General features: G+C 68.8%; 18 protein-coding genes. 10 read left to right on the top strand and 8 right to left on the bottom strand.

Annotated elements, in window-relative coordinates:
* The first annotated feature begins 124 nt into the window (after positions 1–124).
* On the top strand, positions 125–1,765 hold the full coding sequence (locus VZL07_RS30880; RefSeq protein ID WP_426751531.1) for a fumarate hydratase: 1,641 nt from the start codon (positions 125–127) through the stop codon (positions 1,763–1,765).
* 8 nt (positions 1,766–1,773) lie between these two features.
* The gene (locus VZL07_RS30875) at positions 1,774–2,253 is read left to right on the top strand and encodes a GNAT family N-acetyltransferase (RefSeq protein ID WP_426751530.1); all 480 of its coding nucleotides are present in this window, start codon (positions 1,774–1,776) and stop codon (positions 2,251–2,253) included.
* Positions 2,254–2,256: 3 nt separating this feature from the next.
* Here VZL07_RS30875 and VZL07_RS30870 read toward each other — a convergent pair whose 3' ends face one another.
* From VZL07_RS30870 to VZL07_RS30855, 4 genes are all read right to left on the bottom strand, one after another.
* Complete coding sequence (locus VZL07_RS30870; RefSeq protein ID WP_426751529.1) at positions 2,257–2,472, bottom strand: hypothetical protein; 216 nt, start codon at positions 2,470–2,472, stop codon at positions 2,257–2,259.
* Positions 2,473–2,525: 53 nt separating this feature from the next.
* Positions 2,526–4,655 carry a M13 family metallopeptidase gene (locus VZL07_RS30865; protein WP_426751528.1) on the bottom strand — a complete coding sequence of 710 codons (2,130 nt, stop codon included), beginning with the start codon at positions 4,653–4,655 and terminating at the stop codon, positions 2,526–2,528.
* Positions 4,656–4,812: 157 nt separating this feature from the next.
* On the bottom strand, positions 4,813–8,115 hold the full coding sequence (locus VZL07_RS30860; protein ID WP_426751527.1) for a C45 family autoproteolytic acyltransferase/hydolase: 3,303 nt from the start codon (positions 8,113–8,115) through the stop codon (positions 4,813–4,815).
* Between the two features lie 143 nt (positions 8,116–8,258).
* Entirely contained in the window at positions 8,259–9,206 is a 948-nt protein-coding gene (locus VZL07_RS30855) for a hypothetical protein (protein ID WP_426751526.1), read from the bottom strand.
* Between the two features lie 334 nt (positions 9,207–9,540).
* On the opposite strand from VZL07_RS30855, the gene trhA reads away from it, so the two are divergent.
* A complete protein-coding gene (gene trhA, locus VZL07_RS30850; RefSeq protein ID WP_426751525.1) occupies positions 9,541–10,215 on the top strand; it encodes a PAQR family membrane homeostasis protein TrhA in 675 nt (224 codons plus the stop codon).
* A gap of 142 nt (positions 10,216–10,357) precedes the next feature.
* Here trhA and VZL07_RS30845 read toward each other — a convergent pair whose 3' ends face one another.
* Entirely contained in the window at positions 10,358–11,251 is an 894-nt protein-coding gene (locus VZL07_RS30845) for a 1,4-dihydroxy-2-naphthoyl-CoA synthase (RefSeq protein WP_426751524.1), read from the bottom strand.
* Between the two features lie 226 nt (positions 11,252–11,477).
* Here VZL07_RS30845 and eutB point away from each other — a divergent pair, with 226 nt between their 5' ends.
* Positions 11,478–13,802, top strand: a complete 2,325-nt coding sequence (eutB, locus tag VZL07_RS30840) for an ethanolamine ammonia-lyase subunit EutB (RefSeq protein WP_426751523.1) — start codon at positions 11,478–11,480, stop codon at positions 13,800–13,802.
* Between the two features lie 53 nt (positions 13,803–13,855).
* Here eutB and VZL07_RS30835 read toward each other — a convergent pair whose 3' ends face one another.
* Both VZL07_RS30835 and VZL07_RS30830 read right to left on the bottom strand, forming a co-directional pair.
* Positions 13,856–14,221, bottom strand: coding sequence for a hypothetical protein (locus tag VZL07_RS30835; RefSeq protein WP_426751522.1), 366 nt, complete (start codon positions 14,219–14,221; stop codon positions 13,856–13,858).
* A gap of 69 nt (positions 14,222–14,290) precedes the next feature.
* Positions 14,291–14,752 (bottom strand): SMI1/KNR4 family protein, encoded by a 462-nt coding sequence (locus VZL07_RS30830; protein ID WP_426751521.1) that lies wholly within the window; start codon positions 14,750–14,752, stop codon positions 14,291–14,293.
* Positions 14,753–15,487: 735 nt separating this feature from the next.
* On the opposite strand from VZL07_RS30830, the gene nth reads away from it, so the two are divergent.
* Complete coding sequence (nth, locus tag VZL07_RS30825) at positions 15,488–16,120, top strand: endonuclease III (protein ID WP_426751520.1); 633 nt, start codon at positions 15,488–15,490, stop codon at positions 16,118–16,120.
* A 246-nt stretch (positions 16,121–16,366) separates the two neighbouring features.
* On the top strand, positions 16,367–17,698 hold the full coding sequence (locus VZL07_RS30820; protein ID WP_426757410.1) for a DUF418 domain-containing protein: 1,332 nt from the start codon (positions 16,367–16,369) through the stop codon (positions 17,696–17,698).
* 24 nt (positions 17,699–17,722) lie between these two features.
* On the opposite strand, the gene VZL07_RS30815 is transcribed toward VZL07_RS30820, so the two are convergent.
* On the bottom strand, positions 17,723–18,406 hold the full coding sequence (locus VZL07_RS30815; RefSeq protein WP_426751519.1) for a hypothetical protein: 684 nt from the start codon (positions 18,404–18,406) through the stop codon (positions 17,723–17,725).
* A 55-nt stretch (positions 18,407–18,461) separates the two neighbouring features.
* On the opposite strand from VZL07_RS30815, the gene VZL07_RS30810 reads away from it, so the two are divergent.
* From VZL07_RS30810 to xdhB, 4 genes are all read left to right on the top strand, one after another.
* Positions 18,462–20,318, top strand: a complete 1,857-nt coding sequence (locus VZL07_RS30810) for a hypothetical protein (RefSeq protein ID WP_426751518.1) — start codon at positions 18,462–18,464, stop codon at positions 20,316–20,318.
* Positions 20,319–20,332: 14 nt separating this feature from the next.
* Positions 20,333–21,445, top strand: a complete 1,113-nt coding sequence (locus tag VZL07_RS30805) for a spore photoproduct lyase family protein (protein WP_426751517.1) — start codon at positions 20,333–20,335, stop codon at positions 21,443–21,445.
* 62 nt (positions 21,446–21,507) lie between these two features.
* On the top strand, positions 21,508–22,359 hold the full coding sequence (gene xdhC, locus VZL07_RS30800; RefSeq protein ID WP_426751516.1) for a xanthine dehydrogenase accessory protein XdhC: 852 nt from the start codon (positions 21,508–21,510) through the stop codon (positions 22,357–22,359).
* Positions 22,356–26,177 (top strand): xanthine dehydrogenase molybdopterin binding subunit, encoded by a 3,822-nt coding sequence (gene xdhB / locus VZL07_RS30795; RefSeq protein WP_426751515.1) that lies wholly within the window; start codon positions 22,356–22,358, stop codon positions 26,175–26,177. Before xdhC ends, xdhB begins: the two co-directional genes overlap by 4 nt.
* Positions 26,178–26,269: the final 92 nt, after the last annotated feature.

Here is a 26,269-nt window from a genome sequence, read left to right as displayed (position 1 = left end):
CTCCCCGTCCCTGTATCAGGCTGTTTCAGGAGTGAAGGGACTTGTAGCTCCCATGCGGAGAGATTTTCTCCCCGCTGCGTTCCGGCTACCCACGAGGGCCGCAAGAGCGCTACGCCTATGGGCCATGACCGATTTCCAGTTCCAGGAAATGCTCCCGCTGGGCAAGGACGAGACGCCGTACCGGCTGCTGTCCAAGGACCACGTCTCCACGTTCGAAGCCGGTGGCCGCACCTTCCTCCAGGTGGCGCCCGAGGCGCTCACCCTGCTCACCCGCGAGGCCATGCGCGACATCGCGCACCTGCTGCGCCCCGGGCACCTGCAGCAGCTGGCCAACATCCTCGAAGACCCCGAGGCGTCGTCCAACGACCGCTTCGTGGCGCTGGAGCTGCTGAAGAACGCCAACATCGCCGCCGGCGGCGTGCTGCCCTCCTGCCAGGACACGGGCACCGCCATCGTCATGGGCAAGAAGGGCCAGTACGTCATCACCGGCGGCAATGACGAGGAGGCCATCTCCCGCGGCGTGTTCGACACGTACCAGACGTCGAACCTGCGCTACTCGCAGATGGCGCCGCTCGACATGTACAAGGAGGTCAACACCGGCAACAACCTGCCCGCGCAGATCGAGCTCTACGCGACGGACGGTGACGCCTACAAGTTCCTCTTCATGGCCAAGGGCGGCGGCTCCGCCAACAAGAGCTACCTCTTCCAGGAGACGAAGGCGCTGCTCAACCCGCAGAGCCTGCTGAGCTTCGTGGACGCGAAGATCCGCTCGCTGGGCACCGCGGCCTGCCCGCCCTACCACCTGGCCATCGTCATCGGCGGCACGTCCGCCGAGTACGCGCTGAAGACGGCCAAGTACGCCTCGGCGCGCTACCTGGACTCGCTGCCCACCGAGGGCAACAAGCTGGGCCGCGGCTTCCGCGACGTCGGGCTGGAGCAGGAGATCCTCAAGCTCACGCAGCGCACCGGCATTGGCGCGCAGTTCGGCGGCAAGTACTTCTGCCATGACGTGCGCGTCATCCGCCTGCCCCGCCACGGCGCGTCCTGCCCGGTGGCCATCGCGGTGTCGTGCTCGGCGGACCGTCAGATTCTCGGGAAGATTACGAAGGACGGCATCTTCCTGGAGCAGCTCGAGACCGACCCGGCGAAGTACCTGCCGGAGACGACGGACAGCCAGCTCGGCGGCGAGGTGGTGAAGATCGACCTCAACCGCCCCATGAGCGAGATTCGCGCCGAGCTGTCGCGCTACCCCATCAAGACGCGCCTGTCCCTCACCGGCCCGCTGGTGGTGGCGCGCGACATCGCCCACGCGAAGATCAAGGAGCGCCTGGACGCCGGCCACGGCATGCCGCAGTACCTGAAGGACTACATGGTCTACTACGCCGGCCCGGCGAAGACGCCGGAAGGCTATGCGTCCGGCTCCTTCGGCCCGACGACGGCCGGCCGCATGGACGCGTACGTGGATCAGTTCCAGGCCGCGGGCGGCAGCTTCGTGATGCTGGCCAAGGGCAACCGCTCGCCCGCCGTCACCGAGGCGTGCAAGAAGCACGGCGGCTTCTACCTGGGCTCCATCGGCGGCCCGGCGGCCCGGCTGGCGAAGGACTGCATCACCAAGGTCGAGGTGCTGGAGTACCCCGAGCTGGGCATGGAGGCCGTCTGGAAGATTGAAGTGGTGGACTTCCCCGCCTTCATCGTCGTGGATGACAAGGGCAACGACTTCTTCGCCAACATCAACAAGCCGTCGGCGGCGGCGAAGAAGGCCTGAGCGCTCTCATGCCCTCCCCGGCGGTCATCACCTGGGACGCGCGCTACCGCGAGGACTTCGCGCGGCTCAACCGGGAGTGGATTGAAGCGCACTTCCGGCTGGAGCCCGCGGACCTGGAGAGCTTCGCGGACCCCGATGGAACGTTCGTGGCGCCCGGGGGCGAGGTCTTCTTCGCCCTCGTGGACGGTCAGGTGCTGGGCACCTGTGCGCTCCGCCGCGAGACGGAAGACACCTTCGAGCTGTGCAAGATGGCCGTGGCCCCCGAGGCGCGCGGCCTGGGCCTGGGGCACGCGCTGATGCAGGCCGTGCTCCAGTGGGCCCAGGCGCATGGCGCCCGCCGGGTGTACCTCGTGTCCAACACGAAGCTGGCGCCCGCGCTGGCCCTGTACCGACGCCACGGCTTCGTGACGACGCGCCAGGGGGACGCCGTGTCGCGCGACACGGGCTACGACCGCGCGGACATCGAGATGGAGCGAACCTTCCGCTGACGCTCAGACCCCGGGCGGCTCGCTGCCCTTCGGGGTCTGGGCGCGCCGCTTCGGGATGATGGAGCGGCGTGGCCCCTTGATGGCCACGCCCAGCAGCATGGTGGCCGGGAGCAGCATTCCCAGCCCCTGCGTGAGGTTGTCAGGGGGCCTCACGATGGCCCCTGACACCAGGACGGCGAACAGCAGGCCACAGACGAGCCGGAGGACGAGGGCGTTCACGCCTCCAGCCTAGACAGTCCGTGGCCGCTGTCCACCGGCCCCGCCGTCGGGGGCTACCAGATCTTGACGCGCTGCTCGGGCGGCAGCCAGCTGCCGTCGCCCTGCTTGACGCCGAAGGCCTCGTAGAACTCGGGCATGTTCCGCACCACGCCGTTGACGCGGTACTGCGGCGGCGAGTGGGGGTCGGTCAGCAGCATCTGCCGCATGGCATCGTCCCGGTACAGGCCGCGCCAGATCTGCCCCCAGCCCAGGAAGAAGCGCTGGTCGCCCGTGAAGCCGTCGATGACGGGCGGCGTCTGGCCCTGGGTGGAGAGCTTGTAGGCCTGGTAGGCCACGGTGAGGCCGCTCAGGTCGCCGATGTTCTCCCCCAGCGTCAGCTTGCCGTTGACGTTCATGGCCTCCAGCGGGCTGAAGCCGTTGTACTGCGCCACCAGCATGTTGGTGCGCTGCTCGAAGCCGGACTTGTCCTCGGGCGTCCACCAGTCGCGCAGGTTGCCGTCGCCGTCGGAGCGGCTGCCCTGGTCGTCGAAGCCGTGGCTGAACTCGTGGCCGATGACGCCGCCGATGGCGCCGTAGTTCGTCGCGTCGTCCGCCTCCGGGTTGAAGAACGGCGGCTGGAGGATGGCGGCCGGGAAGACAATCTCGTTCATCGTGGAGCTGTAGTAGGCATTCACCGTCTGCGGCGTCATGCCCCACTCCTCGCGGTCGATGGGCTTGCCCAGCTTGCCCACCGCGCGCTCGTGCTCGAACAGCTCGCCCCGGCGGACGTTGCCCACCAGGTCACCCGCGACGATGTCCAGCTTCGAGTAGTCCCGCCACTTGTCCGGGTAGCCAATCTTCACGCCGAACTTCGCCAGCTTGGCCTGGGCCTGCGCCTTGGTGGCGGGGCTCATCCAGTCCAGCTTGTCGATGCCCTGGCGGAAGGCCTCGCGCAGGTTGGCCACCAGCTCCTGCATGCGCTTCTTGGAGTCGGGGCTGAAGTGGCGCTCCACGTAGAGCTGGCCCACCGCCTCGCCGACGACGTCGTTCACCTGGGCCACGCCACGCTTCCAGCGCGGGCGGTTCTCCTCCAGGCCCTGGAGCGTCTTGCCGCGGAACTCGAAGTGCGCCTGCTCGAAGGCGCTGCTGAGCAGCGGCGCGCGCGTGTCCAGCACCTTGAAGGCCAGGTAGTGCTTGAGCACTGGCAGCGGCGTGGACTTCAGCAGCCCCGCCAGGGCCTCGAAGTAGTCCGGCTGGCGGACGATGACGCCCGGGGTGGCCTCGGCGCCCGACGCCTTGAGGAAGCGGGCCCACGAGAAGCCCGGCGTCAGCGCGTCCAGCTCCGCGACGCTCTTCAGGTTGTACGTCTTCTCCCGGTCGCGGTTGCGCGCGCGGTCCCACTGCTTCGCGGCCAGCGCCGTCTCGAAGGCCATGACGTCCTGGGCGGCCTTCTTCGCGTTCTTCTCACCCGCCAGCGAGAGCAGCTTCTCGATGTAGGCCACGTACGCGGCGCGGACCTCGACGAAGCGCGGCTCCTGCTTGGTGTAGTAGTCCCGGTCCGGCAGGCCCAGGCCCAGCTGCGTGGCGTAGACGATGTACCGGGTGGCCTGCTTCTGGTCCTGGCCCACGTAGATGCCGAAGGGCACCGGCACGCCCTCGCGGAGCATGTCCGCGAACAGCTCCGGCAGCGCATCCGCGCGCTTCAGGGCCTTCACGCGCTGCAGCTCGTCGCTCACCGGCTTCAGGCCCAGCGACTCGATGTGCTGGGTGTCCATGAAGCTGTTGTAGAGGTCGCCCACCTTCTGCGCGGTGGAGCCCGGGTGGCGCTCCTTCGCCGCGGCGGACTCCTCGATGATGGCGCGCATCGCCAGCTCGGCCTTGTCCGCCAGCTCGATGAAGGTGCCGTAGCGGGCGCGGTCCGCGGGGATGGGCGTCGTCTTCAGCCAGTTGCCGTTGACGAAGGTGTAGAAGTCGTCCTGCGGCCGGACGCTGCGGTCCAGGTTCTTCAGCTCCACGCCCAGCGAGCGCACGGCCGCCGCCGAGGCCGCCTTGGCGGCGGGCGCGGAGGCAGGAGCGGGGACGGCGGGCGGGGGCGCGTCATCCGAGGGCGCCGGCTGCTGCGTGGACGCACAGCCGGTGAGGAGCAAGGTACCGAGGGCGCTGCTGGCCCAGGCGCGGCGGACGAGGATCTTCTTGGGGCTCAATGCGGCTCCGAGAGGAATGAGGGGCGGCAGATGCTGCCAGACGCGGAGGGTTGTCGTCCCTCCGGGCAGGCAGGAAGAACATTCTGGCGGACACCCTATTCCATGGGCAGGGCCCTGCTCGCACCTTCCGCGCGGTGGGGCCCCTCGGAGCGCTGGGCTACTCGCTCTTCTGGCCCAGCACGGGTCCCGGCACCGGGGCCTGGGACGGCGGGGCCGCCGGCGCCACGGTGACGTCCTGCGCCAGCGCCTCCAGGTCGTGGAAGCCCTTGGCGGTCACCTCCCCGCCCCGGAACACCGCCCAGCCGGGCATGCCGCGGTGGTAGGCGCGCGTCATGTGCCAGAGCTGGAGCCCGCTGTTGGCCAGGAACAGGTAGAGCGACCTCTTCGGATTCCACGGATTCGGCAACGCCACGGCCAGGCCATCATCCGGGCGGCCATACGTCTTGCCCTGCCAGCGGAAGTAGCGCGTTCCCAGCTCCACGGGCAGCTTCGGGTTGCCCACCAGCCGCGCAATCAGCGCGTGGTCCTCCGCACCGCCGAAGAGGATGAGGTCCCGGTCCGCCAGCTCCGCGTCCGTCACCTCGGCATCCGGCTTGATGGGCAGCAGGTACTCCACGAACGCGTCCGCCAGCACCTCGCGATAGCCCAGCGCCAGCGTGCGCATGGACTCCGTCTGACGCGCCGTACCGTGGACCAGCAGCAGCCGCTCCCAGGCATCCAGCTGGTTCGTCAGGGTCTGGAAGCGCTCGCGAGGCACGGGAATGTCATTGGCCGCGTTGAACACCACGCGGACGGGCGCCTCGGCCGTGCGGAAGGTGAACGTCTCGTGGGCGGCCTTCACCTCCACGCGCTCCAGCGTGGCGCCCTTCGCCGTGCGGACCTCCACCAGCGTGACGAAGTGCCAGGGACGCGAGCCGGGCTGCTCCACCTTCAGCGTCACCTCGTAGCCGTCCTTCACCTGCGTGGCGCTGGCGAGGATGCGCGGCTGCGGCAGCCCCGTCTGCTCGACCCACTGCGCGACGAAGGGTCCCACGTCCCGGCCGGTGGCCTCCAGCACCGCGCGCTTGAAGTCCGCCGTGGTGACGTCCTTGTTGGCGTAGCGGCCGTGCAGGAAGTTCATCGCCTTGGAGAAGCTCGCGTTCCCCAGCAGCAGCCGGAGCTGGTGCAGCAGGAAGGTGCCCTTGATGCGCGGCAGCAGGTACGCGCCGTAGCGGCCGTAGTCCGTCTTGGCGGTCGCCGGCACCACGTCCGCCTCGCGCGAGGTGGTGAAGAGATAGCGCGCGTTGAGGTCGGCCAGCGCGTTGCGCTGGTACTCGAAGGCCTTGTCCGACGTGCCTTCCCCCGTGGGGAGCTCCTTCAGGAGCTTCCAGTACGCGGCGGTGCCGCTGACCAGCCAGTTGTCCCCATCCGTCTTCGGGAACAGGGTGTTGGCCCACAGCAGGCTCCGGTCGAAGGCGAACACGTCCTTCACCTTCGACATGTCACGCGGGAGCGCGGTGGGCTCCGCGGGCGGCTTCCACGTCTTGTGGGCCGCCTTGAGCTTGTCCGCGACGACGACGGGGCTGAAGGCCGTGTAGCCCAGGGACAGGTGCGGCGTGGCGCCGGGCAGGTCGGGAATCCACCGGCCGCCCACCATCTTCTCGCGCAGCGTCGTCTTCCCGTAGTGGGCCAGGAACATCAGCTTCTGGGCCATCTCGGACGTGGTGACCTTGCCGTCACACGCATGGGGCCGGTTGATGGGGCTGGAGGCCATCATCCGGATGGCGGTGTCCAGGTCGAAGCCCTTCTTGCCGTACTTCGCGTAGTACTCCTGGAAGGCGATGTCGCGGTTCCAGGTGTTGAAGGCCAGGTCCACCGGGGCGTTGTCCGGGTTGGGCACGTACTCCTTGCGCACCTCCAGGTCCCGGTTGTTGTTGTTGGCCCAGATGAAGTCCTTGAGGTTGCCCGGCGTGTCCGCGGCGTGCCCCTTGCCGCCGGTGCGCCACAGGCGCGTCTTCTTCGTCCCCAGCAGCAGGCAGGCGCCCTCGTCCGTCTTCGTGTCCGCCAGCGTCCAGTCGTTGGTGTAGAGGCCGTTGTTGCCGTCCTTCATGATGCGGGCCACGTCATCGATGGACGACGCATACTGCGCGGCCTTGCGGATGCGGTTGCTCTGCGGCGAGCCATTCATGTCGAACGGCGACTGGCCCACCGTCGTCTCGCCGATGACGAGCCCCGACGCGTTGACGTACCAGTCCGAGCCGCTGTGGATGCCGCCGGGGAAGGTCTGCATCACGAAGCGGTGGCCCTTGGTGGGCTGCACGTCCAGCATCACGTCCCAGTGCACGCCCGTGTAGCCGCCCCACATGAAGATCTGCCCCATGATGGCGCGGCCGTCAGGGGTGGCGGACTTCGTGGCCACGAAGGACGAGCAGTGGTCGCCCTTGCCGGCGCGCTCGGCCTCCTCCTCCGCCTTGAGGAAGGTTCGGCCGGTGAGCGGCGTGGCCGTGGCCCGGTTCGCCTCCGCGAGCTGCCCGGCGTCCACGGCCGAGTTGAGCGTGACGATGTCCAGCAGGTCCAGCTCGCGGTCCTTGAACTTCGCGCCCGCCTTGTTCGCGCCGTCCGCGATGCCCTTCATCTCCTCCAGGTACTCCGCGTCGTACTTGCGCAGGAAGAGCGCGTCCGCCAGCAGGCGCTGGTGGTTCCAGCCCTTGGCCGCGTCCGTCTTGTCCTTCTCGATGCCCAGCTTCTCGATGTAGCGGACGATTTCCTGCGGCACGAGCTGGCCGAACTGGTGGCCCCGCTCGTAGGGCTCGCCCTCGATGTGAACGAAGATCCAGCCGCCCTCGTCATAGCGGAAGCCCTTGCCGGCCCAGCGCACCGTCTCCATCGGGATGTAGGCGGTGATGTCCTCCACCTTCTCCACGCGCACGTCGTCGAAGTGCGCGGTGCCCGTGGCCTTGCCGTTGCGGCCCAGGTGGAGCTGCACGCGGTCCGTGGACTGGGTGGCGAAGAAGAGCACCGACGCGCGGCCCCCCGCCTCGGTGGCCGGCGCGGGCGAGCAGTTGGTGAAGGGGAAGCTCTTCATCGACAGGCACGCGCCATGGGCCGTGGGATAGCGCGCTTGGGGATCCGTCTGGACGCCCCGCGTGCGGACCCAGGCGCTGAGCCGGTACAACTGGCCCACCTGGAGCTTCATCGCCTCGGACTCGACGGTCGTCTCGGCACCGCCGACCGGGTTCTCGATGGCGAGGCCGCGCTTGCCCTCGACCTTCGCCGCCGCGGAGCCGGATACCTTCCCCTGCCCCCGGACCTTCCAGAACGCGGGGAGCGAACCCGTGCCCCCCGCCAGTTCGAAGTTCCCGTTGGGCACGGGGACGGGCGTGGAAGCGGGCGCGGCGGCCCAGGAAGGCGCCGCGGTGAGCGTGCTCACGGACAGCAGCAGCGCGCCGAGGAGCTTGGACGTCATGCGAGAGTCGGACATGGGAATCCCAACCCGGAGAGGACGCCGGGCAACGGGTGGAGGTGGCCGGGCGCATGACACCGCCCCACTCCCCGAGCGTCAATCGCGATGCGGTGCGCGCCGGTCATGACGCGCGGCGGCTTCCCGGCACCGCCGCACGCCCGTCAGCGGAGCACCCAGGCGCTCGTGCGGAGCAGCAGCCGCGCCGCGCGGCGCAGGGCATCCACGCGCCGCGCCGCCGCCACCGGCGGGTCCACGGGGGCGTCCCAGTCGAAGGTCCTCAGCCGCGTCAGGAAGCCCTGGCGCACGCAGCCCTCCAGGCTGAAGACGTGGAGGTCATGCGTCCACCGCACCGCCAGTCGCAGGTCCCGTGAGAGCTCGGCCCAGTCCAGGGGCCTGGCGGCGAAGGCGCCCGGAAACTCCACGCCGCCGCCCGTCACGCCCACCGCGATGGACTGGCTCCCGGGGCCGTAGCTCCAGAGCACGGCGGGGCCGTAGGGGCGCAGGAAGCTGGTGTAGAGCATCAGCACCTCCCGGTCCGGCCGCAGGTCGAGCACGCCCGCCAGCCGCTGCACCAGCGAGGAGCGGGACTCCCGCTCATCCACGATGACGGGGAACTGGTACGTGTCCACGCGGTAGCCATCCGCGCGGATGCGCTCCATGAGGCGCGAGTACGCGTCCCGAGCGTCACGGACGCGCCGCCCCTGGACCAGCCGCGGGACGATTTCGCCCATCTGTCGCCACCCACCCTCCATCCACCGCCGCAGCTCGCGGATGTCCGGCTCGATGTCGAGCCCCACGCCCTCCCACACCAGGCCATGCGCCTGCGTCCAGGACCGGAAGGCGTCATAACGGGCCGTGGCCTGCTCCACGTTGCCCGCGTGGAACCAATACCCCTGTTCGGTGGGCAACAGCAGCCACGCGGTGACGGGGATGCCCACCCGGTTCAATCGCTGGACCACCTGGGCCCGCTCCGGCCCCAGGTCGATAAGCCCCAGGCTCACGCCCGCCTCCAGCGCGGACAGGTCCTCCAGGACGCCGGGCGTGGCGAAAAGCTCACGGAGCGGGCCTGCCTCGAGCTCACAGAAGAAGGTCAGCATGTGCGGTTTCATGTCAGCCTCCCGCCCCCCAACGCACGGGCCCGGGTCTGTGGGCCATATCACCGTGGCGCAACCCGATGGAATTCCACAAGAGCCGCCTGTTCGCTCACGTCCATGGGAACCACACCGACGCCGTGTTCCACGGCCCGTCGACGCGCCGGCCGCCTCCGTGGTGATGAAGCCCGCGTCCAGGCGCGGGGCGACGTCCCGGGTCGGGCCGCGAGGTGTCTACCGTCCGCACCCGCTCGCGTGCGGCGCTGGACGCTCGGGCCGAGCAGGCGTCAGAACGTGGACGGACGTGCGGGTCGCTGACGCCACGGTGACCGGCGATGATTACGCAAGGCGCATGGCGTCCCGCGATGGCATCGACTCCCTGCTCCTCATCGAGAGCGTCAAGCCGCGGCTGCGCGGCGTGTCCCACGCCGTGGCCTTCGTGGCGGCGTTGCTCGGGTGCCTCCAGCTGGCGCTCATCCCGGCCCGGGGCGCCCAGTACGTGGCGGACCTGGTGTTCGGCGGGAGCCTGGTGCTGATGTTCGGCATCAGCGCCACCTATCACCGCTTCACCTGGAGCCTGGAGGCGTACCGCCGCATCCAGCGCTTCGACCACGCGGCCATCTACATCCTCATCGCGGGCTCCTTCACCCCCATGGCCACCCTGGACACCTCGGGGGACACGAGCCGCTATCTGCTCTGGTTGATGTGGATCGCCGCGCTGACGGGCGCGGGGCTGACGCTCCTGGGCGTGCACACGTCGCGAGGGCTGCGCTCGGCGCTCTACGTCGCGCTGGGCGCGGTGGCGACCCCGGTGATGCTGCGGCTCCCGGAGGTGATTGGCTCGGGCCGCGTCGCGTGCTTGATGCTGGGTGGGGTCCTCTACGCCGTGGGCGCGGTCATCTATGCGCGCCGCTGGCCCGACCCGGTGCCCACCGTCTTCGGCTACCACGAGATCTTCCACCTGCTCGTCGTCGCCGCGGCAGGCGTGCACTACGCCGTCATCCTGGACATCGTGCGGGGTGGCTGAAGCCTCATCGTCGGTGCCGGTGGAAGGCGTCGTAGCGCCCTTCACGCTCCGGCCTGGATTCGGGTCGACGCGGTCAGCCGCCCCTCACGGGCGTTCCGCCAGGCCGGTGCCCGGCGGAACGCGGTGAGGCGCGGGCGCGTCCTCAGTACGACCAGGGGAAGCGCTTGAAGTCGCGCTTGCGCTTCTGGACGAAGGCGTCGCGGCCTTCCTGCGCCTCGTCGGTGCCGTAGGCCAGGCGCGTGGCCTCACCCGCGAAGAGCTGCTGGCCCACCATGCCGTCGTCGGGCAGGTTGAAGGCGTACTTCAGCATCTTGATGGCCGTGGGGCTCTTCGTGTTGATCTCCGCCGCCCACTCCAGCGCGAACTCCTCCAGCTGCGCGTGGGGCACCACGGCGTTGACCATGCCCATCTGGAACGCCTCCTCCGCCGAGTAGTTCGCCCCGACGAAGAAGATCTCGCGCGCCCGCTTCTGGCCAATCTGCCGCGCCAGCAGCGCGGAGCCATAGCCGCCATCGAACGACGCCACGTCCGCGTCCGTCTGCTTGAACACCGCGTGCTCCTTGCTCGCGATGGTCATGTCGCAGACGACGTGGAGGCTGTGCCCACCGCCCACCGCCCAGCCCGGCACCACGGCGATGACGGCCTTGGGCAGGAAGCGAATCTGCCGCTGGACCTCCAGGATGTGCAGGCGGCCCAGGCGCGCGGGGTCGGACTCGCCCTCCTCGCCTTCGTACTTATAGCCGTCCTTGCCACGGATGCGCTGGTCACCGCCGGAGCAGAACGCCCAGCCGCCGTCCTTCGGGGACGGGCCGTTGCCGGTGATGAGCACGCACCCCACGTCCGTCATGAAGCGCGTGGCCTCCAGCGCCCGGGACAGCTCGTCCACGGTGCGGGGACGGAACGCGTTGCGGACCTCGGGCCGGTTGAACGCGATGCGGACCGTGCCCTGGTCCACCGCGCGGTGGAAGGTGATGTCCTTGAACTTGAAGCCCTCGACGGCCTTCCAGCGCGCCGGATTGAAGATGTCCGAGACCATGGTGTTCTCACTCGGGGGGTAGGAATGATTGCGCGCGGACCCTAGGCGCCGAGCCCGCGTCCGTCCAGGGATGCGCGCACGGCCTGCCCCGGAGGGCCTCCGACTCCAGCGCTGGTCCACGTTGTGCGCCCTACATGACCCCGTGGCGGCCTTCCGGGACGGCTTGTTCCGCGAGGCCGGCGGGGTGTTCGCTTTGCGGGATTCACGTCCCGAGCGAGGAAGGACCATGGACCTGCTCCCGCGCATCCTGCTGCACCGGCGCACCGTGCTGACCGCGATGGTCGGGGGCGCGGCGGCCTCCGTCCTGGGCTGCCGCAAGTCGCCCGCCCCGACGCCCCCTCCGGAGGGTGTCCACATCCCGGACGTCCGGAGCGGCGAGGACGTGTTCCGGTACGTCCAGCGCATCCGAGGCGCCTTCGACGAGACGCTCTACAAGCAGGTGCTGGGCGCCGCCAACGCCTTCAAGGAAGGCGATGCGCTGGTCGGCGTCGCCGCGGCGGACGAGTCGTCGCGTGAGAACGCGCGCTGGCTGCTGGGGAACACGCGAATCGCGGACCTGAGGCAGCACCCGCTGCTCCAGGATTCACTCCACGCGCTGCTGCTGGAAGCCGAGGACCCACAAGCCGCGGCCCACGTGGCGGACTGGTCCCTGGCCCGGCTGAAGCACTTCCTCCTGGACGCCGACGAAGCAGCCATCCACGCCATCAGCCCCGGCCTGGGCAGCGACGTCATCGGCTGCGTCGTCAAGCTGATGAGCGACGGGGAGCTCATCGCCCTGGGACGCAAGGTGTTCAACCCGCTGCCGGGCAGCAAGGTGGGTGCGCGGGGCTACATGGGCGCGCGCATCCAGCCCAACTCGCCCACCGACAACGTGGACGACATCCGCTGGCAGGTGTTCGACGGATTCTCGTATGCCGTGGGTGACGTGGTGCTGGGGTGCAACCCGGTGTCCTCCACGCCGGAGTCCGTGGGCGCCATCGAGTCCGCGCTGCACGAGGTGCTGGTGACGTTCGGGCTGGTGGACGTGCTGCCGCACTGCGTGCTGTCGCACATCGACGTGCAGGCGGAGGTGGAGCGCCGGCAGCCCGGCACCACGGGCGTCTGGTTCCAGAGCATCGCTGGCAGTGACAGCGCCAACGCGACCTTCGACATCTCCGTGGAGAAGATGCTCGCCTACGCGGACGGCCGCACCGGACCGTATGGCCTCTATTTCGAGACCGGCCAGGGCGCGGACTTCACCAATGGCCACAGCCACGGTTACGACATGGTCCTCCACGAGTCGCGCAAGTACGGCTTCGCGAGGGCCCTGGCCCAGCGCGTGTCCCGGGCGCGGCAGGGCGCGGCGCCGTGGGTGCACCTCAACGACGTGGCGGGCTTCATCGGGCCGGAGGTGTTCCGCACCCGCGAGCAGCTCGTGCGCTGCTGCCTGGAAGACATTGCCATGGGCAAGCTGCACGGGCTCACCATTGGCCTGGACGTCTGCTCCACGCTCCACATGGACGTGTCGCTGGACGACCTGGACTGGTGCATCGAGCGCATCATGCCGGCGAACCCGGCGTACCTCATGGCGCTGCCCACGAAGAACGACCCGATGCTGGGCTACCTCACCACCGGGTTCCAGGACCACGTCCGCGTCCGCGAGCGGTTCGGCTACAAGGTGGATGACCGGATGTGGGCCTTCTTCCAGCGGCTGGGCGTCATCGATGCGGAGGGCAAGCCAACCGCGCACTTCGGCGACCCCGTCTGGGTCTACCTCCAGTACCTGCGTGCGAAGGGGGATGCGCGCTCCGAGGCGGACATCCGGGCGGACGCCGAGCGGCAGCTCGCGGAGGTGCGCTCGCGCGGCGTGCCGATTGCGCGAGGGCACGGCGCGAACCCGTGGGACCTGGAGCCGGCGCTGGACGCGGAGATGCGCCGCGTCTACGCGGACGCGAAGCAGAGCCTGTGGACGGAGCTGACGCCCGCGTTCATCTCGGCCGTGCCCGAGGGCGTGCGGCTGGTGTCCAAGTCACAGAACCGGACGGAGTACATCCTCCATCCCGAGACGGGTGAGCAGCTCGACGCCGCATCCTTGGAGCTGCTGCGCTCGCTCAGGGCGCGTCACGCGGGGCGCTATGACGTCCAATTGATGGTGTCGGACGGGCTCAACGCGCTGGCCATCATGGACGACGGGCACCTGGAGCCCTACCTGGAGGCCCTGCGCGCGGCGCTGACCGAGGCGGGCTATCAGCCGGCACCGGAGCACCTGGTGCTCACCGCCGGGCGCGTGCGCGCGGGCTACCGGGTGGGCGAGGTGCTCTTTGGCGGACTGGCCGAAGGGACCCGGCACCGCGCCCTCATCCACGTCATCGGCGAACGGCCTGGTACCGGCCACCACACCTTCTCCGCGTACATCACCGCGCCGACCGGCGAGGTCTGGTCCCAGCCAGGAAAGGTGGACCACAACATCACTCGGGTGGTGTCCGGTGTCGCAGTCACCGCGTATGCGCCGACGCTGGCCGCGCCTGAGACGGTGCGACTGCTCCAGCAGATGGCGCCACGAGGAGGCTGATGGACTCAGCGCGGGCGGCCAATCGCCGCGGGCCAGCGCCGTCCCGCCGGACATCAATCAACGTAGTACTCGTGGTGCACCTTCGTCACGATGCCCTCATTCGAGACCCGCACCGTTCGCTGGTGATAGTGGGAATCGGTGGGACTCCGCGAGTAGCGCCAAAGGCTTCCCTGCGTTGGCGACTCGAACTTATCCAGCGGTTCTCCCAGCAACTTCACGACCTCGACCTGGCTCATTCCGGGATGAACGCGCCAGTAGGCAAGCGACGAGTAGCCGGGGGCGAATTGCGTGCTCGGAGTGAAGAGCATTGACAACAGCAGGCCGTCCAGACCGTCGAGCAGCAGCAGGTGCACTGAGAGCCCGACGAAGAGACCAGCGGCAGTTCCCAGCATGCGATTCCGCAGCTTGACCAATCTCATTGGAATAGCACTCGCTCTGCGGGAAAACCCGAATCGCTCTCAGGCATGGAGCGACATTGGCACCACGTCTTACTGCGTGGGCAACCAGAACCACCGGCCCCCGGACCGAAGCGCACCCGCCAGGAACTCCCGAAAGGACTCAGAAATCCTGGGGCAGTAGTCCGGGTCTGGGAACGCCTCGTTGTAGCCGTCACGGAGGGGATACCGGCCCGCATACGCCTCGCTCACGTCAAGCAGAACGAAGTTGCTGTCGCGCAGACGGCAGAGGGCATACCAGGACGCGGGTCCAGCATCAGCTGTGTCCCGGTTGCGCATCACGACTCGGGCACGCCGAAGGTCTGGCAGCGGAACGAAGGAGAAGGCAGGATCGACGCGGTCGAAGAGGTCTGCGCCATTGCAATGCAGATAGAAGGCACGCAGGTCCGGGTCCAGTCGCCACCCGACACGCTGCTCGAACGACGCGATCTGCTCGGGCGTCGCCGGAGGACGCGTGAAGTGGAGCCGCGACACCTCTGCGAGCAGTTCGGCCATGGATGGGTCAGTGTCCATACGGATAGTCCACACCGGTCGTGATCCAAGGTGGGTTGTTGGCGTAGCACTGCTTATACGCCTCCGGTAGCTGCTGGTGCAGATCTCGCGGGAACGGGATGATGTTATCCCAGTCTGTCGGGTTACCTCCGTGCCAGAGGTCCCAGACGTGATGCCCCTCGTAGAGAGTGCCGTTGGCTTCGGTAGGCCAGGCACCAAATCGGTTCGCCCATTGGTCCCTGAAGTCGGCACGCATGCTGTCCCATCGACTGCGCGCTGCGCTGGTTTGCGCCGGAGGAAGCGTGCCGTAGTTGCAGCAGCAGTGCGTCATTCCGAAGCGGCTCCCTGCACGAACAACGGTGCCCTGAAAGTCCATCTTCACATCCGCCAGCCACATACACCCCTGCAGTGCATGACCGGTGCCAGAACACTTGCGTTGGCAGTAGGTCATGAGCTGAGCGCTGCATTGCCACGGGCCATAGTAGATGATGGTCTGGAACTGTCCCCCGCCCGGCACATTTACGCGAGGCCCCACCCACTTCCGGACTGCACTGGCGGTACTGGGAAGCGGAGCCTCAGCACACGCAATGCAGCACAGGGATGCAGCCACAATGCCCCGAAGCATCAGGGATGGCCACCTAATCAGATTTTCCATGACCAGAAACGTACCGCGCGCCGCCCACGCGCGCATGGCACGTGTCAGACGCTCCAGGTAGGGTGGCGCTCACTCACGCAACCATGAATCCTGCCGAGAAAGCCGCCGTCTTCCTCGAGCGTCTCCGGGAAGCCCATCCGGACGCGCGCTACGAGCTCAACTGGTCCACGCCCTTCGAGCTGCTCGTTGCCACCATCCTGGCCGCGCAGTGCACGGACGAGCGCGTCAATCGCGTCACCGCCACCGTGTTTCCCAAGTACCCAGGTCCACAAGCCTTCGCCGACGCGGATACCGCCGCCCTGGAGGAGGACCTCAAGCCCACGGGCTTCTTCAAGCAGAAGACCAAGTCCGTCCAGGCCATGAGCCGCGCGCTCCTCGACAAGTTCGGCGGAGAAGTGCCGCGCACCATCGAGGAACTGGTGACGCTCCCAGGCGTTGCGCGGAAGACGGCCAACGTCGTCCTCAACACCGCCTTCAATCTCCCCTCCGGCATCATCGTCGACACCCACGTGGCGCGCGTCAGCCAGCGGCTGGGCCTCACGAAGAAAGAGAAGCCCGACGCAATTGAAGAAGACCTGATGAAGTTGCTTCCCCAGGACCAGTGGACCTTCTTCGGCCCTGCCACCGTCCTTCATGGGCGGTACACCTGCACCGCGAAGAAGCCGAAGTGCGAGGCGTGCATCGTGAAGGACATCTGCCCCCGCATTGGCGTATAGGCCAAGGCGTGGTCATGACGAAGGCGGACGGCAGATCCCCCGCTCCGCCAGCTTCAATTCTGGCCATTGTTGAAGCGGGTTGCCAAATCGCGCAAGCGCCCCAGCGGCCTCGGTGGCGTTGCTGGGATTTGCGTGTTCGGACCTGGGATGAACGAGTGGACTGTCCGGTTCCGGGACGCCCAAACACAATCATTCCCAATATGGGTCATGGCAATCGAGGCGCGCCTGTGGCGTTTTACTGTCACCATGCCCCCTGTCCCGACTTCCACGGTTCCCGCGCCGCCCGCCGAAGCCCGTCCGGTGGATGCCAGTGAGCGGTTGGAGCTTCTCGATGCCCTCCGAGGCTTCGCGCTGCTCGGCGTGTTCATCTCGAACGTGATGATGTGGTTCAGCGGCAGGGTGTTCCTCCCTCCCGCTGAGGCCGAAGCAGCGATGGAGAACGCATCGCTTCTGGATAGCGTCACCCGGTACGCCTACGAGATTCTGGTCTCCGGGAAGTTCATCACCCTCTTCTCGTTTCTCTTCGGCCTGGGGTTCGCGGTGCAACTCCAGCGGGCCGATGCGCGAGGGGCATCCATCATTCCGCTCTACTCCCGACGACTCGGCGTGCTGCTGGGAATCGGGCTGCTGCACCTGTTCCTGCTCTGGTACGGCGACATCCTCGCCTCGTATGCCGTCATGGGGTTCGGCCTGCTGCTCCTGCGGCGACGTTCGGAGCGGACGCTGCTCATCGTCGCGGCGTTGCTCTGCTTCGTGTGGCCCCTCTTCCAGACCGCCATCTTCCGCCTGCCCCAGCTCCTGGCCGACACGCCGGAGGCCGGCGCGGCCTTGATGAAGGCGGCCCGAGAGCAAACCCTGGCGCACCATGCTCAGGTGCTGGCGGCCATCACCAGCGGAAGCTGGCTGGACGTGGTGAAGGTGAGCGCCCGGTTCTACGGCAGCGAGTTCCTTCCAATGATGGCCCTGGGCCTGCTGGCGACCCTGGGGCGGTTCGTGCTCGGACTCTGGGCTGGCCGGCGCCGGCTCTTCCATGACGTGGACCAGCACCTGGGCTTCTTCCGCCGCATGCTGGGCTGGGGACTGGTGACCGGCATCGTTGGCAGCGGCGCGGGGCTCATCGTTCACCTGCTGTTCCGCTGGAAGGTGTTCACGCCCGATTCGACGCCCCTATGGCTTCCCTTCGTGACGGCCCCGCTGCGCAACCTGGGGCAACTGGGGCTCGCGGCCTTCTACGTGGCCGCCATCACCCTGCTCTTCCAGCGCGGCGCCTGGCAGCGCGTGCTCGGGTTGCTCGCGCCCGCGGGCCGCATGGCACTGACAAACTACCTGTCTCAGACGGTCCTCAGCCTGCTCATCTTCTACGGCTACGGCCTGGGGCAGGTGGGCAAGCGAGGCCCCTTCGCCTGTGTCGTCATCTGCGTGGGCGTATTCTGCGTCCAGGTGCTGTGGAGCCACCTGTGGCTGTCGCGCTTCCGCTTCGGCCCCGTGGAGTGGGTGTGGCGCTCGCTGACGTACGGAAAGGCGCAGCCCATGCGGCGCTCCACGTCCGACAGTCCACCTTCGCCCCTGGCGGTGTGACGTCCTCCGGCCCCCGGCGTCGCTTCAGGTCTTGTCCGCCGGGGCCGGCGCGGCCACCCTCACACGGAAGCCAAAGCCGATCCACACGTGGAAGGCACGCTCACGGAGGCTCTCGCGTCCGGAGCCGCCCGTCATGTTCACCTTCAGCGTGTCGTACTCGCCGCCCGTGCCCATGACGAAGAGGCCAGCCCAGAAGTTCCCGCCGAAGTTCTTGTCGAACCCGGCCTGGAGCGAGACGTCAGGCCCGGAGTACGTGACTTCAGCGCCGGGTATCTCGAACGAAGTGGTGTCGTACCCCAGCGCCACCCCCGACCAGAGGTCGATGGGACCTGACGGATTCCAGTGGTAGTTCCCTTGCAACCCGAAGCGCAGGTTGCTGCCGGGGCATACCCGACCGGCAGCGCAGCGGATGCGCATCTGCGCGTAGGAAAACTGGGCCCAGGGGCCCAATTCAACGTGAGCGCCGAGCCGGAAGGTGGGCTCGACGATGGCGGCGAAGAGCCCCTTGTAGACTTCGTACAGATAGAGCGGTTCGGTGGCGCCATCCATGCGCCCGCCCGGCATGAGGTAGCCCCCGCGCACGGAGAGCGCAAGCCAGCTCGGAAAGCCCGAGCCGCGCCCCTCCGGCTCCTCCGCGAAGGTTGGCCAAGACACCAGGAGTGACAGCAGGACCAGGGCCCGCACGGCGGGACGAGAGAGTGTTTGCATGGGCTGACGTTCGGTTATTACGGTCGCTCGACCGCCGTCAATCCAAGGTTTCCCAGTGCCCCGCCTCCGCTCCTTCATCCTCCCGCGCCTGTTCGCGCTGCTGGCCATTGGCCTCCTCGCCGCCTGTGGTGGCCCCTCCGCCGAGGAGGACGCGCGCGTTTGCGCCAACGTGGAATGCAGCGCGGGGCGCTGCGTCGCCGAAGACGGCGCCCCCGTGTGCCGATGCGGCGCCTGGGAACAGGCCGCGGGCCTCACGTGCGCCATCGTGGCCTACCAGCAGGCCGACGACCACGGCGACACGCCGAAGGCCGCCACGGCGGTGGCACCGTCCGAGGACTTCCACGAAGGCGCCATCCAGCCCCCCTTCCGAGGGAACCCGGACCGGGACGTCTTCGCCATGCCCACCGCGGCGGGCCATGGCTATCGCGTCATCGTCCGGGCTGGCACCCTGCCCCAGGTGGACGTGCGCCTCCTGGATGCCTCGGGGAACCCGGTGCGCTCGCGGCCCGTTCAGGCGCAAGACGGAACCCACCTGGAGTTCGTCTCCACGGAAGAGGCCCCTCGATTCATCTCCGTGGCGGCTCCGGAAGGCAGCTCGGCGTCCGGGACGTACACCTACCGGTTGGAGGACCTGGGCCGTGACGCGCACGGCGATACGCTCGCCACGGCGACCCCGCTCGCCGTGACGAACACGCCCTTCCCGCTCGCGCTCGAGTTCGAGGGAGACGAGGATGTCTTCACCTTCCGCACCGAGTCGAACCAGGGCTTCCTGTTCTCCTGCGAGGGTACGGACGTCTCCCTGGTCCTCATGGATGGAGCGGGAGCCACGGTGGATGGCGCGTCGCAGTGGGATTCGTCGCGACGCGGCGTGAGCCAACTGGGCCTGGAGGCGAGCACGTGGTTCGTTCGCGTCTACAGCTCGACGGACGAGGTCCTGGCCGCCCACTGCCAGTTGGAGGACCTGGGTCGGGATGACCACGCGAACGAACCCCAAGGAGCGACCCCGCTGACGCCAAGCGTTTCCGTGGCCGGACGGCTCCATGGCCTCAACGACGTGGATGTCTTCTCCTTCTTCGCCACGTCGGGGCACACCTATGAGCTCCAGGTGTCACCCTCTCGCGCGTGGCGCTTCAGGCTCACGGACGCGGACGGCAAGACGTTGGCTGAACCTTCCTGGAACCGAATCCTCCATGAAGCGACGACGACGGGAACCTATTACGTGCAGGTCCTCCCGGATGTGTCCGGGGTCCGTGACTTCGAGATGAAATGGGATGACCTGGGTCGGGATGACCATGGTGGCACGCCCGAAACAGCGACCCCCGCGGAAGTGGGCGAGACGATCACGGGAGTCATCCACACGGAGACGGACGTGGACGCCATCGCGGTTCCGCTCGACGTCGATGGCGTCTATCGCCTCACCTGTACCCCCGACTGTTCGCTGGCGACGCGCCTGGCCAGCACGTACGTCATCCTGCAGAAGGTCGAGCCCGGCGTGTGGAACGTGCTTGCGCCGTTTTCAGGGCTCGCCACGTTCTTCGTCAGCTCGGGGTCCACCCCTGACGCCTTCACGTTCCGGATGGAGCAAGTGGGCACGGATGACCACGGCGACGTCGCGGACCATGCCACGCCGCAGAGCGTCCCCGTGAACGCGACTGGCGTCTTCGAAGTGCCCTCCGATTCCGACTTCCTCGTCTTCCCCTTGGAAGCAGGCCGGACCTACGTCCTGGACAGCAACGCGGCGACCTTCAGCATCATCGACCCGGAGCGCTACCAGGTGTACGTGGAGTACGGAGAAGCGGGGGCTCGGTACTTCACGGCCCGTTTGTCGGGGACCTATGTGGCGGCGCTCACATCGGCCCGGCCCGACTTGAACCAGGCCGTGCCCTGGACTTTCTTCCTGCGCGAGCAGTGAACATCCACCAGGCCATGTCGAACCTGGACCTGTTCCCCCCTGCCCCGCCGCCTCCGGGGCCGGGGCCGCTGGACGCCCTGCTGAAGGTGTCCCGCATCTACGTGGAGGCGGGCGTCGAGGAGCACCTGCGCGGACGTGAAATCCTCGCGCGCTTCCCGGACGCGGAGCGCATTCCCGTGGCCTCCCACCAGGGCATCCCCGGGCTGTTCGGCAGCGAGGGCAACGCCGAGGCGTGGAACCGCATCAAGGGCAGCACCCTGGTGCTGGGTGTGAAGAAGACGATGTCCTTCACGCCCAACGGCCGCAGCTGCGACTTCATCCCGCCGTCCGCCGCCAACGGGTGCGTCATGAGCTGCGCCTACTGCTACGTGCCCCGGCACAAGGGGTATGCCAACCCCGTCACCGTCTTCGTCAACATCGACCGGATTCTCGCCGCCATCCGCCGCCACGCGGGACGGCTGGGCCCCAAGTCGGAGCCCAACAGCGTGGACCCGCGCTACTGGGTCTATGACATCGGCTGCAACAGCGACTGCGCCGCGGACGCCGCGCTCAGTGACAACGTGAAGGACCTGGTGCGGCTGTTCACCACGCTGCCCAATGCCATGGGCACCTTCGCCACCAAGCTGGTGAACCGCGAGCTGCTCACCTACGCCCCCCAGGGCAAGACGCGCATCCGCTTCAGCCTGATGCCCGCCGCCAAGGCGAAGCTGCTCGACGTGCGCACCAGCCCCATCGCCGAGCGGATTGCCGCCATCGACGAATTCGTGGCCGCCGGCTACGAGGTACACCTCAACTTCTCCCCCGTCGTCATCTACGAGGGCTGGCAGGAGGAATACGACGCGCTGTTCCAGCAGGTGGACACGGCCATCGGCCCCGCCGCCAAGGCGCAGCTCGCCGCCGAGGTCATCTTCCTCACCCACCATCAGGGCCTCCATGAAGTGAACCTCCGCTGGCACCCCAAGGCGGAGGCCCTGCTGTGGACGCCGGACACCCAGGAGGCCAAGGTGTCCCAGGGCGGAGGCCACAACGTGCGGTACCGCACCGGACTCAAGGGCCGCCTGGTCGCTGAATTCAAGGAACTGCTGGCCCGCCGGCTGCCCTACTGCCGGGTGCGTTACGCGTTTTGACCCGGACTCCGTGACAAGGGCGTGACGGCGACGGCCCGGCCTGTGGCAGACTCGGCCGGACCATGTGGGATTGGGTCCGCCAGCTGGCGGAGTGGTCGCGAGACGATGTTCCGTTCGCCGTGGCGACCGTGACGGTGTGTCAGGGAAGCACTCCCGCCGAGCCCGGCGCGAAGCTGCTCGTCCGTGCGGATGGGACGTTCCACGGCACGGTGGGCGGTGGGCACCTGGAGCAGCTCGTCCTGGCGGATGCCCGCGCCTGCCTGGAGAAAGGGGAACCCCGTGCGTACCGGTACCCGCTGGGCTCGAAGCTTGGCCAGTGCTGCGGCGGCGTGGTGGACGTCTTCGTGGAGCCGGTGAATCACGGGCCGCGCCTGTACCTCTTCGGCGCCGGCCACGTGGGCCAGGCCCTGTGCCGGACGCTGGAGGGCACGCCCTTCCAGATTCACCTCGTGGACGAGCGGCCGGAGTGGCTCCATGGCGAGCGCATCCCCGCCTCGGTCGTCCGCCACGAGGAGCCCTGGGACGTCTTCGCCTCCCGCGCCGTCTGGGACGCGCGCCGCACCTATGTCGCGGTGATGACGCACCGGCACGACCTGGACCAGGAGATCATCGCCTTCGCCATGGAGAAGCCCGCGCGCTACGTGGGCCTCATTGGCAGCCGCACGAAGTGGGCCCGCTTCCGGCAGCGGCTGGAGGCCCGGGGTGCGACGGCCGCGCAGCTGGCGCGCGTGCGCTGCCCCATGGGCCTGGAGATTGGTGGCAAGTCGCCCCAGGAGGTCGCGGTGAGCATCGCCGCGGGGCTCCTCCAGTTGCATCACCAGGGCGCCGACGCCCAGGGGGCAGACGCCAACCCTACCGCCGAGGCCCCGGCCTCGGAGACGCCCCGCCTGCGCGGGGTCTCGTCAGGAGAATGAGCAATATGTTCGAGTTCCGGCTCAATGGCGCGACGGTCCGCGTCGATGGCGTCTCCCCCAACACCACGCTGCTCGACTTCCTGCGCGCCCGCGGCCTCACCGGCACCAAGCAGGGCTGCGCGGAGGGCGACTGCGGCGCGTGCACCGTGGCCATGGTGGACAGGGACGCCCAGGGCAACCGGTGCCTGCGTGCCTTCAACGCCTGCATCGCCCTGGTGCCCATGGTGGCCGGGCGCGAGCTGGTGACGGTGGAAGGCGTGGGCAGCGGCGACAAGCCCCACCCCGTGCAGCAGGCCATGGTGAAGCACTACGGCTCGCAGTGTGGCTTCTGCACGCCGGGCTTCATCGTCTCCATGGCGGAGGCGTACTCGCGCAAGGACGTCTGTACCCCCGCCACCGTGGCGGACCAGCTGTGCGGCAACCTCTGCCGCTGCACCGGCTACCGCCCCATCCGCGACGCGATGATGGAGGCGCTGGCCTCGCGCGACGCGGGGCCCGCGCCCGCGACGGCGATTCCCTCGGCGCCGCTCGAAGGGCCGGCCGAGCCCCTGTCCCCGCTGCGCTACGAGGCCGGCGGACAGACCTTCCTGCGCCCCACGTCGTGGGAGGAGCTGCTGGAGCTGCGCGCGAGGCACCCGGAGGCGCACCTGGTCGCGGGCGCCACCGAGCTGGGCGTGGACATCACCAAGAAGGCCCGCCGCTACCCCTTCCTCATCTCCACCGAGGGCGTGGAGTCCCTGCGCGCCATCCGCCGCGAGCCGGACGGCTGGTACGTGGGCGGCGCGTCCTCGCTGGTGGCGCTGGAGGAGGCGCTTGGCGACGAACTGCCCGAGGTGACGAAGATGCTCAACGTCTTCGCCTCCCGGCAGATTCGCCAGCGCGCCACCCTGGCCGGGAACCTGGTGACGGCCTCGCCCATTGGCGACATGGCGCCGGTGCTGCTCGCGCTGGACGCGTCGCTCGTCCTGAGCTCGGTACGGGGCGAGCGAATGGTGGCGCTGGCTGACTTCTTCCTCGCCTACCGGCAGACGGCGCTCCAGCCGGACGAGGTCGTCCGCCACATCGTCATCCCCCACCCCTCGGTGCCCGAGGGTGGCCAGCGGCTCTCCGACTCCTTCAAGGTGTCCAAGCGGCGCGAGCTGGACATCAGCATCGTCGCCGCGGGCTTCCGCGTGGAGCTGGACGCGAGCGGCGTGGTGCGGCTGGCGCGACTGGGCTACGGCGGTGTCGCGGCCACGCCGGTGCGGGCGCGCCGCGCGGAGGCGGTGCTCACCGGACAGCCCTGGACGCGCGAGACGGTGGCGCAGGTGCTTCCGGTGCTCGCGGAGGAAATCACCCCCATCAGCGACCTGCGTGGCAGCGCGGAGTACCGGCGGGGGCTGGTGGCGGGCCTGTTCGAGAAGTTCTTCTCCGGCTCGCGCAGCCCCACCCTGGACGACGCGCCGGGCTTCGAAAAGGGCGACGCGCAGGCCCCCGCGGACGCCGGACGCGCGCTGCGGCACGAGAGCGCGCTGGGCCACGTGACGGGAACCGCGCAGTACGTGGACGACCTGGCACAGAAGCGGCCCATGCTGGAGGTCTGGCCGGTGTGCGCGCCCCATGCGCACGCGCGCATCCTCAAGCGGGACCCCACCGCGGCGCGCAAGGTGCCCGGCGTGGTGAAGGTGCTCATGGCCGAGGACATCCCCGGGATGAACGACACCGGCCCCATCCGCCACGACGAACCGCTGCTGGCGGACCGCGAGGTGCTCTTCCACGGGCAGATTGTGGCGCTGGTGGTGGGTGAGTCCGTGGAGGCCTGCCGCGCTGGCGCTCGCGCGGTGGAGGTGGAGTACGAGCCGCTGCCCGCCATCCTCACGGTGGAGGACGCCGTGGCGCGGAGCAGCTACCACACCGAACCGCACGTCATCCGCCGGGGCGACGTGGACGCCGCGCTGGCCAGCAGCCCGCACCGCCTGTCGGGAACGCTGGCCATCGGCGGACAGGAGCACTTCTACCTGGAGACGCAGGCCGCCTTCGCCGAGCGCGGTGACGACGGTGACATCACCGTCGTGTCCTCCACCCAGCACCCGTCGGAGGTGCAGGCCATCATCTCGCACGTGCTGCACCTGCCGCGCAGCCGCGTGGTGGTGAAGTCGCCGCGCATGGGCGGCGGCTTCGGCGGCAAGGAGACGCAGGGCAATGCGCCCGCCGCGTTCGTCGCGCTGGCCGCGTGGCACACGGGGCGCCCGGTGCGGTGGATGCTGGACCGCGACGTGGACATGACGGTGACGGGCAAGCGCCACCCGTTCCACGCCACCTATGAGGTCGGCTTCGACGACCAGGGCCGGCTGCTGGCCCTGCGCGTCCAGCTGGTGTCCAACGGCGGCTGGTCCCTGGACCTGTCCGAGTCCATCCTGGATCGCGCGCTGTTCCACCTGGACAACGCGTACTACGTGCCGGCGCTGGCGTACTCCGGGCGGGTGGCGAAGACGCACCTCGTCTCCAACACCGCCTTCCGCGGCTTCGGCGGCCCGCAGGGCATGTTGGTGACGGAAGAAGTCCTCGCCCGCGTGGCCCGGGCCGTGGGCCTGCCGGCGGAAGAGGTCCGTGAGCGCAACCTCTACCGGGGCACCGGCGAGACGAACACCACGCACTACGGCCAGGAGCTGGAGGACGAGCGAATCCTCCGCGTGTGGGAGGAGCTCAAGGCGTCCTCGGACTTCGAGCGCCGGCGGCGCGAGGTGGATGCCTTCAATGCCCACTCCCGCTTCATCAAGCGGGGCCTGGCCATCACCCCGATGAAGTTCGGCATCTCCTTCACCGCCACCTTCCTCAACCAGGCGGGCGCGCTGGTGCACCTCTACCGGGATGGCTCGGTGATGGTGTCCCACGGCGGAACGGAGATGGGCCAGGGCCTGCACACCAAGGTGCTGGGCGTGGCCATGCGCGAGCTGGGCGTCGAGGCCAGCGCGGTGCGGATGGCGAAGACGGCGACGGACAAGGTGCCCAACACGTCCGCCACCGCGGCCTCCAGCGGCTCCGACCTGAATGGTGCCGCCGTGCGCGCGGCCTGCATCACCCTGCGCGAGCGGCTGACGCCGGTGGCGGTGCGACTGCTGTCGGACCGCCATGGCCGCAATGTGGCGCCGGACGCACTCTTCTTCAGCGACGGGAAGGTGGGGCTCCGCGGCGAGCCGGAGGTCGCCCTCCCCTTCGCGGACGTGGTGGAGGCGGCCTACGTGGCCCGGGTGAGCCTGTCCGCGACGGGCTACTACCAGACGCCGGGCATTGGCTATGACAAGGCCAGGGGCCGCGGGCGCCCCTTCCTGTACTTCGCCTACGGCGCGGCGGTGTGCGAGGTGGAGGTGGACGGGCACACGGGCGTCAAGCGCGTGCTGCGCGTGGACCTGCTGGAGGACGTGGGCGACTCGCTCAACCCCGGCGTGGACCGCGGGCAGATTGAAGGCGGCTTCGTCCAGGGGCTGGGCTGGCTCACGGGCGAGGAGCTGCGCTGGGACGCGAACGGGCGGCTGCTGACGCACTCGGCGAGCACCTACGCGGTGCCCGCCTTCAGCGACGCGCCCATCGACTTCCGGGTGCGGTTGCTGGAGCGGGCGCACCAGCACAACACCATCCACGGCAGCAAGGCCGTGGGCGAGCCGCCGCTGATGCTCGCCATGTCCGCGCGCGAGGCCCTGCGCGACGCGGTGGCGGCCTTCGGGCAGGCCGGTGGAGACGTGGAACTGGCCTCGCCCGCCACGCATGAGGCGCTGTTCCTCGCCATCCAGAAGCGTCTGGCTCGCGGGGCGAGGGAGGACGGTCGGGAGGCCGCATGACATTCAAATGTCACCGCGGCATCTGGAGCCACTCCCGCCAGTAGCCCTCCGGGCGGGTGTCCCACCAACGCGTGGAGGCGGGCCCGCGGCGC

The sequence above is a fragment of the Pseudomyxococcus flavus genome (genome assembly GCF_050038885.1).
Classification (GTDB): domain Bacteria; phylum Myxococcota; class Myxococcia; order Myxococcales; family Myxococcaceae; genus Myxococcus; species Myxococcus flavus.
Note: the sequence above shows the minus strand (reverse complement) of the source record. Positions and strands in the feature narration are given on the sequence as shown.

Excerpts from the sequence above, each read along its gene's own strand:
- eutB (WP_426751523.1), top strand. The coding sequence starts at position 11,478 with ATGGACCTGCTCCCGCGCATCCTGCTGCACCGGCGCACCGTGCTGACC.
- nth (WP_426751520.1), top strand. The coding sequence starts at position 15,488 with ATGAATCCTGCCGAGAAAGCCGCCGTCTTCCTCGAGCGTCTCCGGGAA.
- VZL07_RS30815 (WP_426751519.1), bottom strand. The coding sequence starts at position 18,406 with ATGCAAACACTCTCTCGTCCCGCCGTGCGGGCCCTGGTCCTGCTGTCA.
- VZL07_RS30860 (WP_426751527.1), bottom strand. The coding sequence starts at position 8,115 with ATGTCCGACTCTCGCATGACGTCCAAGCTCCTCGGCGCGCTGCTGCTG.
- VZL07_RS30880 (WP_426751531.1), top strand. The coding sequence starts at position 125 with ATGACCGATTTCCAGTTCCAGGAAATGCTCCCGCTGGGCAAGGACGAG.
- VZL07_RS30845 (WP_426751524.1), bottom strand. The coding sequence starts at position 11,251 with ATGGTCTCGGACATCTTCAATCCGGCGCGCTGGAAGGCCGTCGAGGGC.
- xdhB (WP_426751515.1), top strand. The coding sequence starts at position 22,356 with ATGAGCAATATGTTCGAGTTCCGGCTCAATGGCGCGACGGTCCGCGTC.
- VZL07_RS30835 (WP_426751522.1), bottom strand. The coding sequence starts at position 14,221 with ATGAGATTGGTCAAGCTGCGGAATCGCATGCTGGGAACTGCCGCTGGT.
- trhA (WP_426751525.1), top strand. The coding sequence starts at position 9,541 with ATGGCGTCCCGCGATGGCATCGACTCCCTGCTCCTCATCGAGAGCGTC.
- VZL07_RS30875 (WP_426751530.1), top strand. The coding sequence starts at position 1,774 with ATGCCCTCCCCGGCGGTCATCACCTGGGACGCGCGCTACCGCGAGGAC.
- VZL07_RS30830 (WP_426751521.1), bottom strand. The coding sequence starts at position 14,752 with ATGGCCGAACTGCTCGCAGAGGTGTCGCGGCTCCACTTCACGCGTCCT.
- xdhC (WP_426751516.1), top strand. The coding sequence starts at position 21,508 with ATGTGGGATTGGGTCCGCCAGCTGGCGGAGTGGTCGCGAGACGATGTT.
- VZL07_RS30820 (WP_426757410.1), top strand. The coding sequence starts at position 16,367 with ATGCCCCCTGTCCCGACTTCCACGGTTCCCGCGCCGCCCGCCGAAGCC.
- VZL07_RS30805 (WP_426751517.1), top strand. The coding sequence starts at position 20,333 with ATGTCGAACCTGGACCTGTTCCCCCCTGCCCCGCCGCCTCCGGGGCCG.
- VZL07_RS30855 (WP_426751526.1), bottom strand. The coding sequence starts at position 9,206 with ATGAAACCGCACATGCTGACCTTCTTCTGTGAGCTCGAGGCAGGCCCG.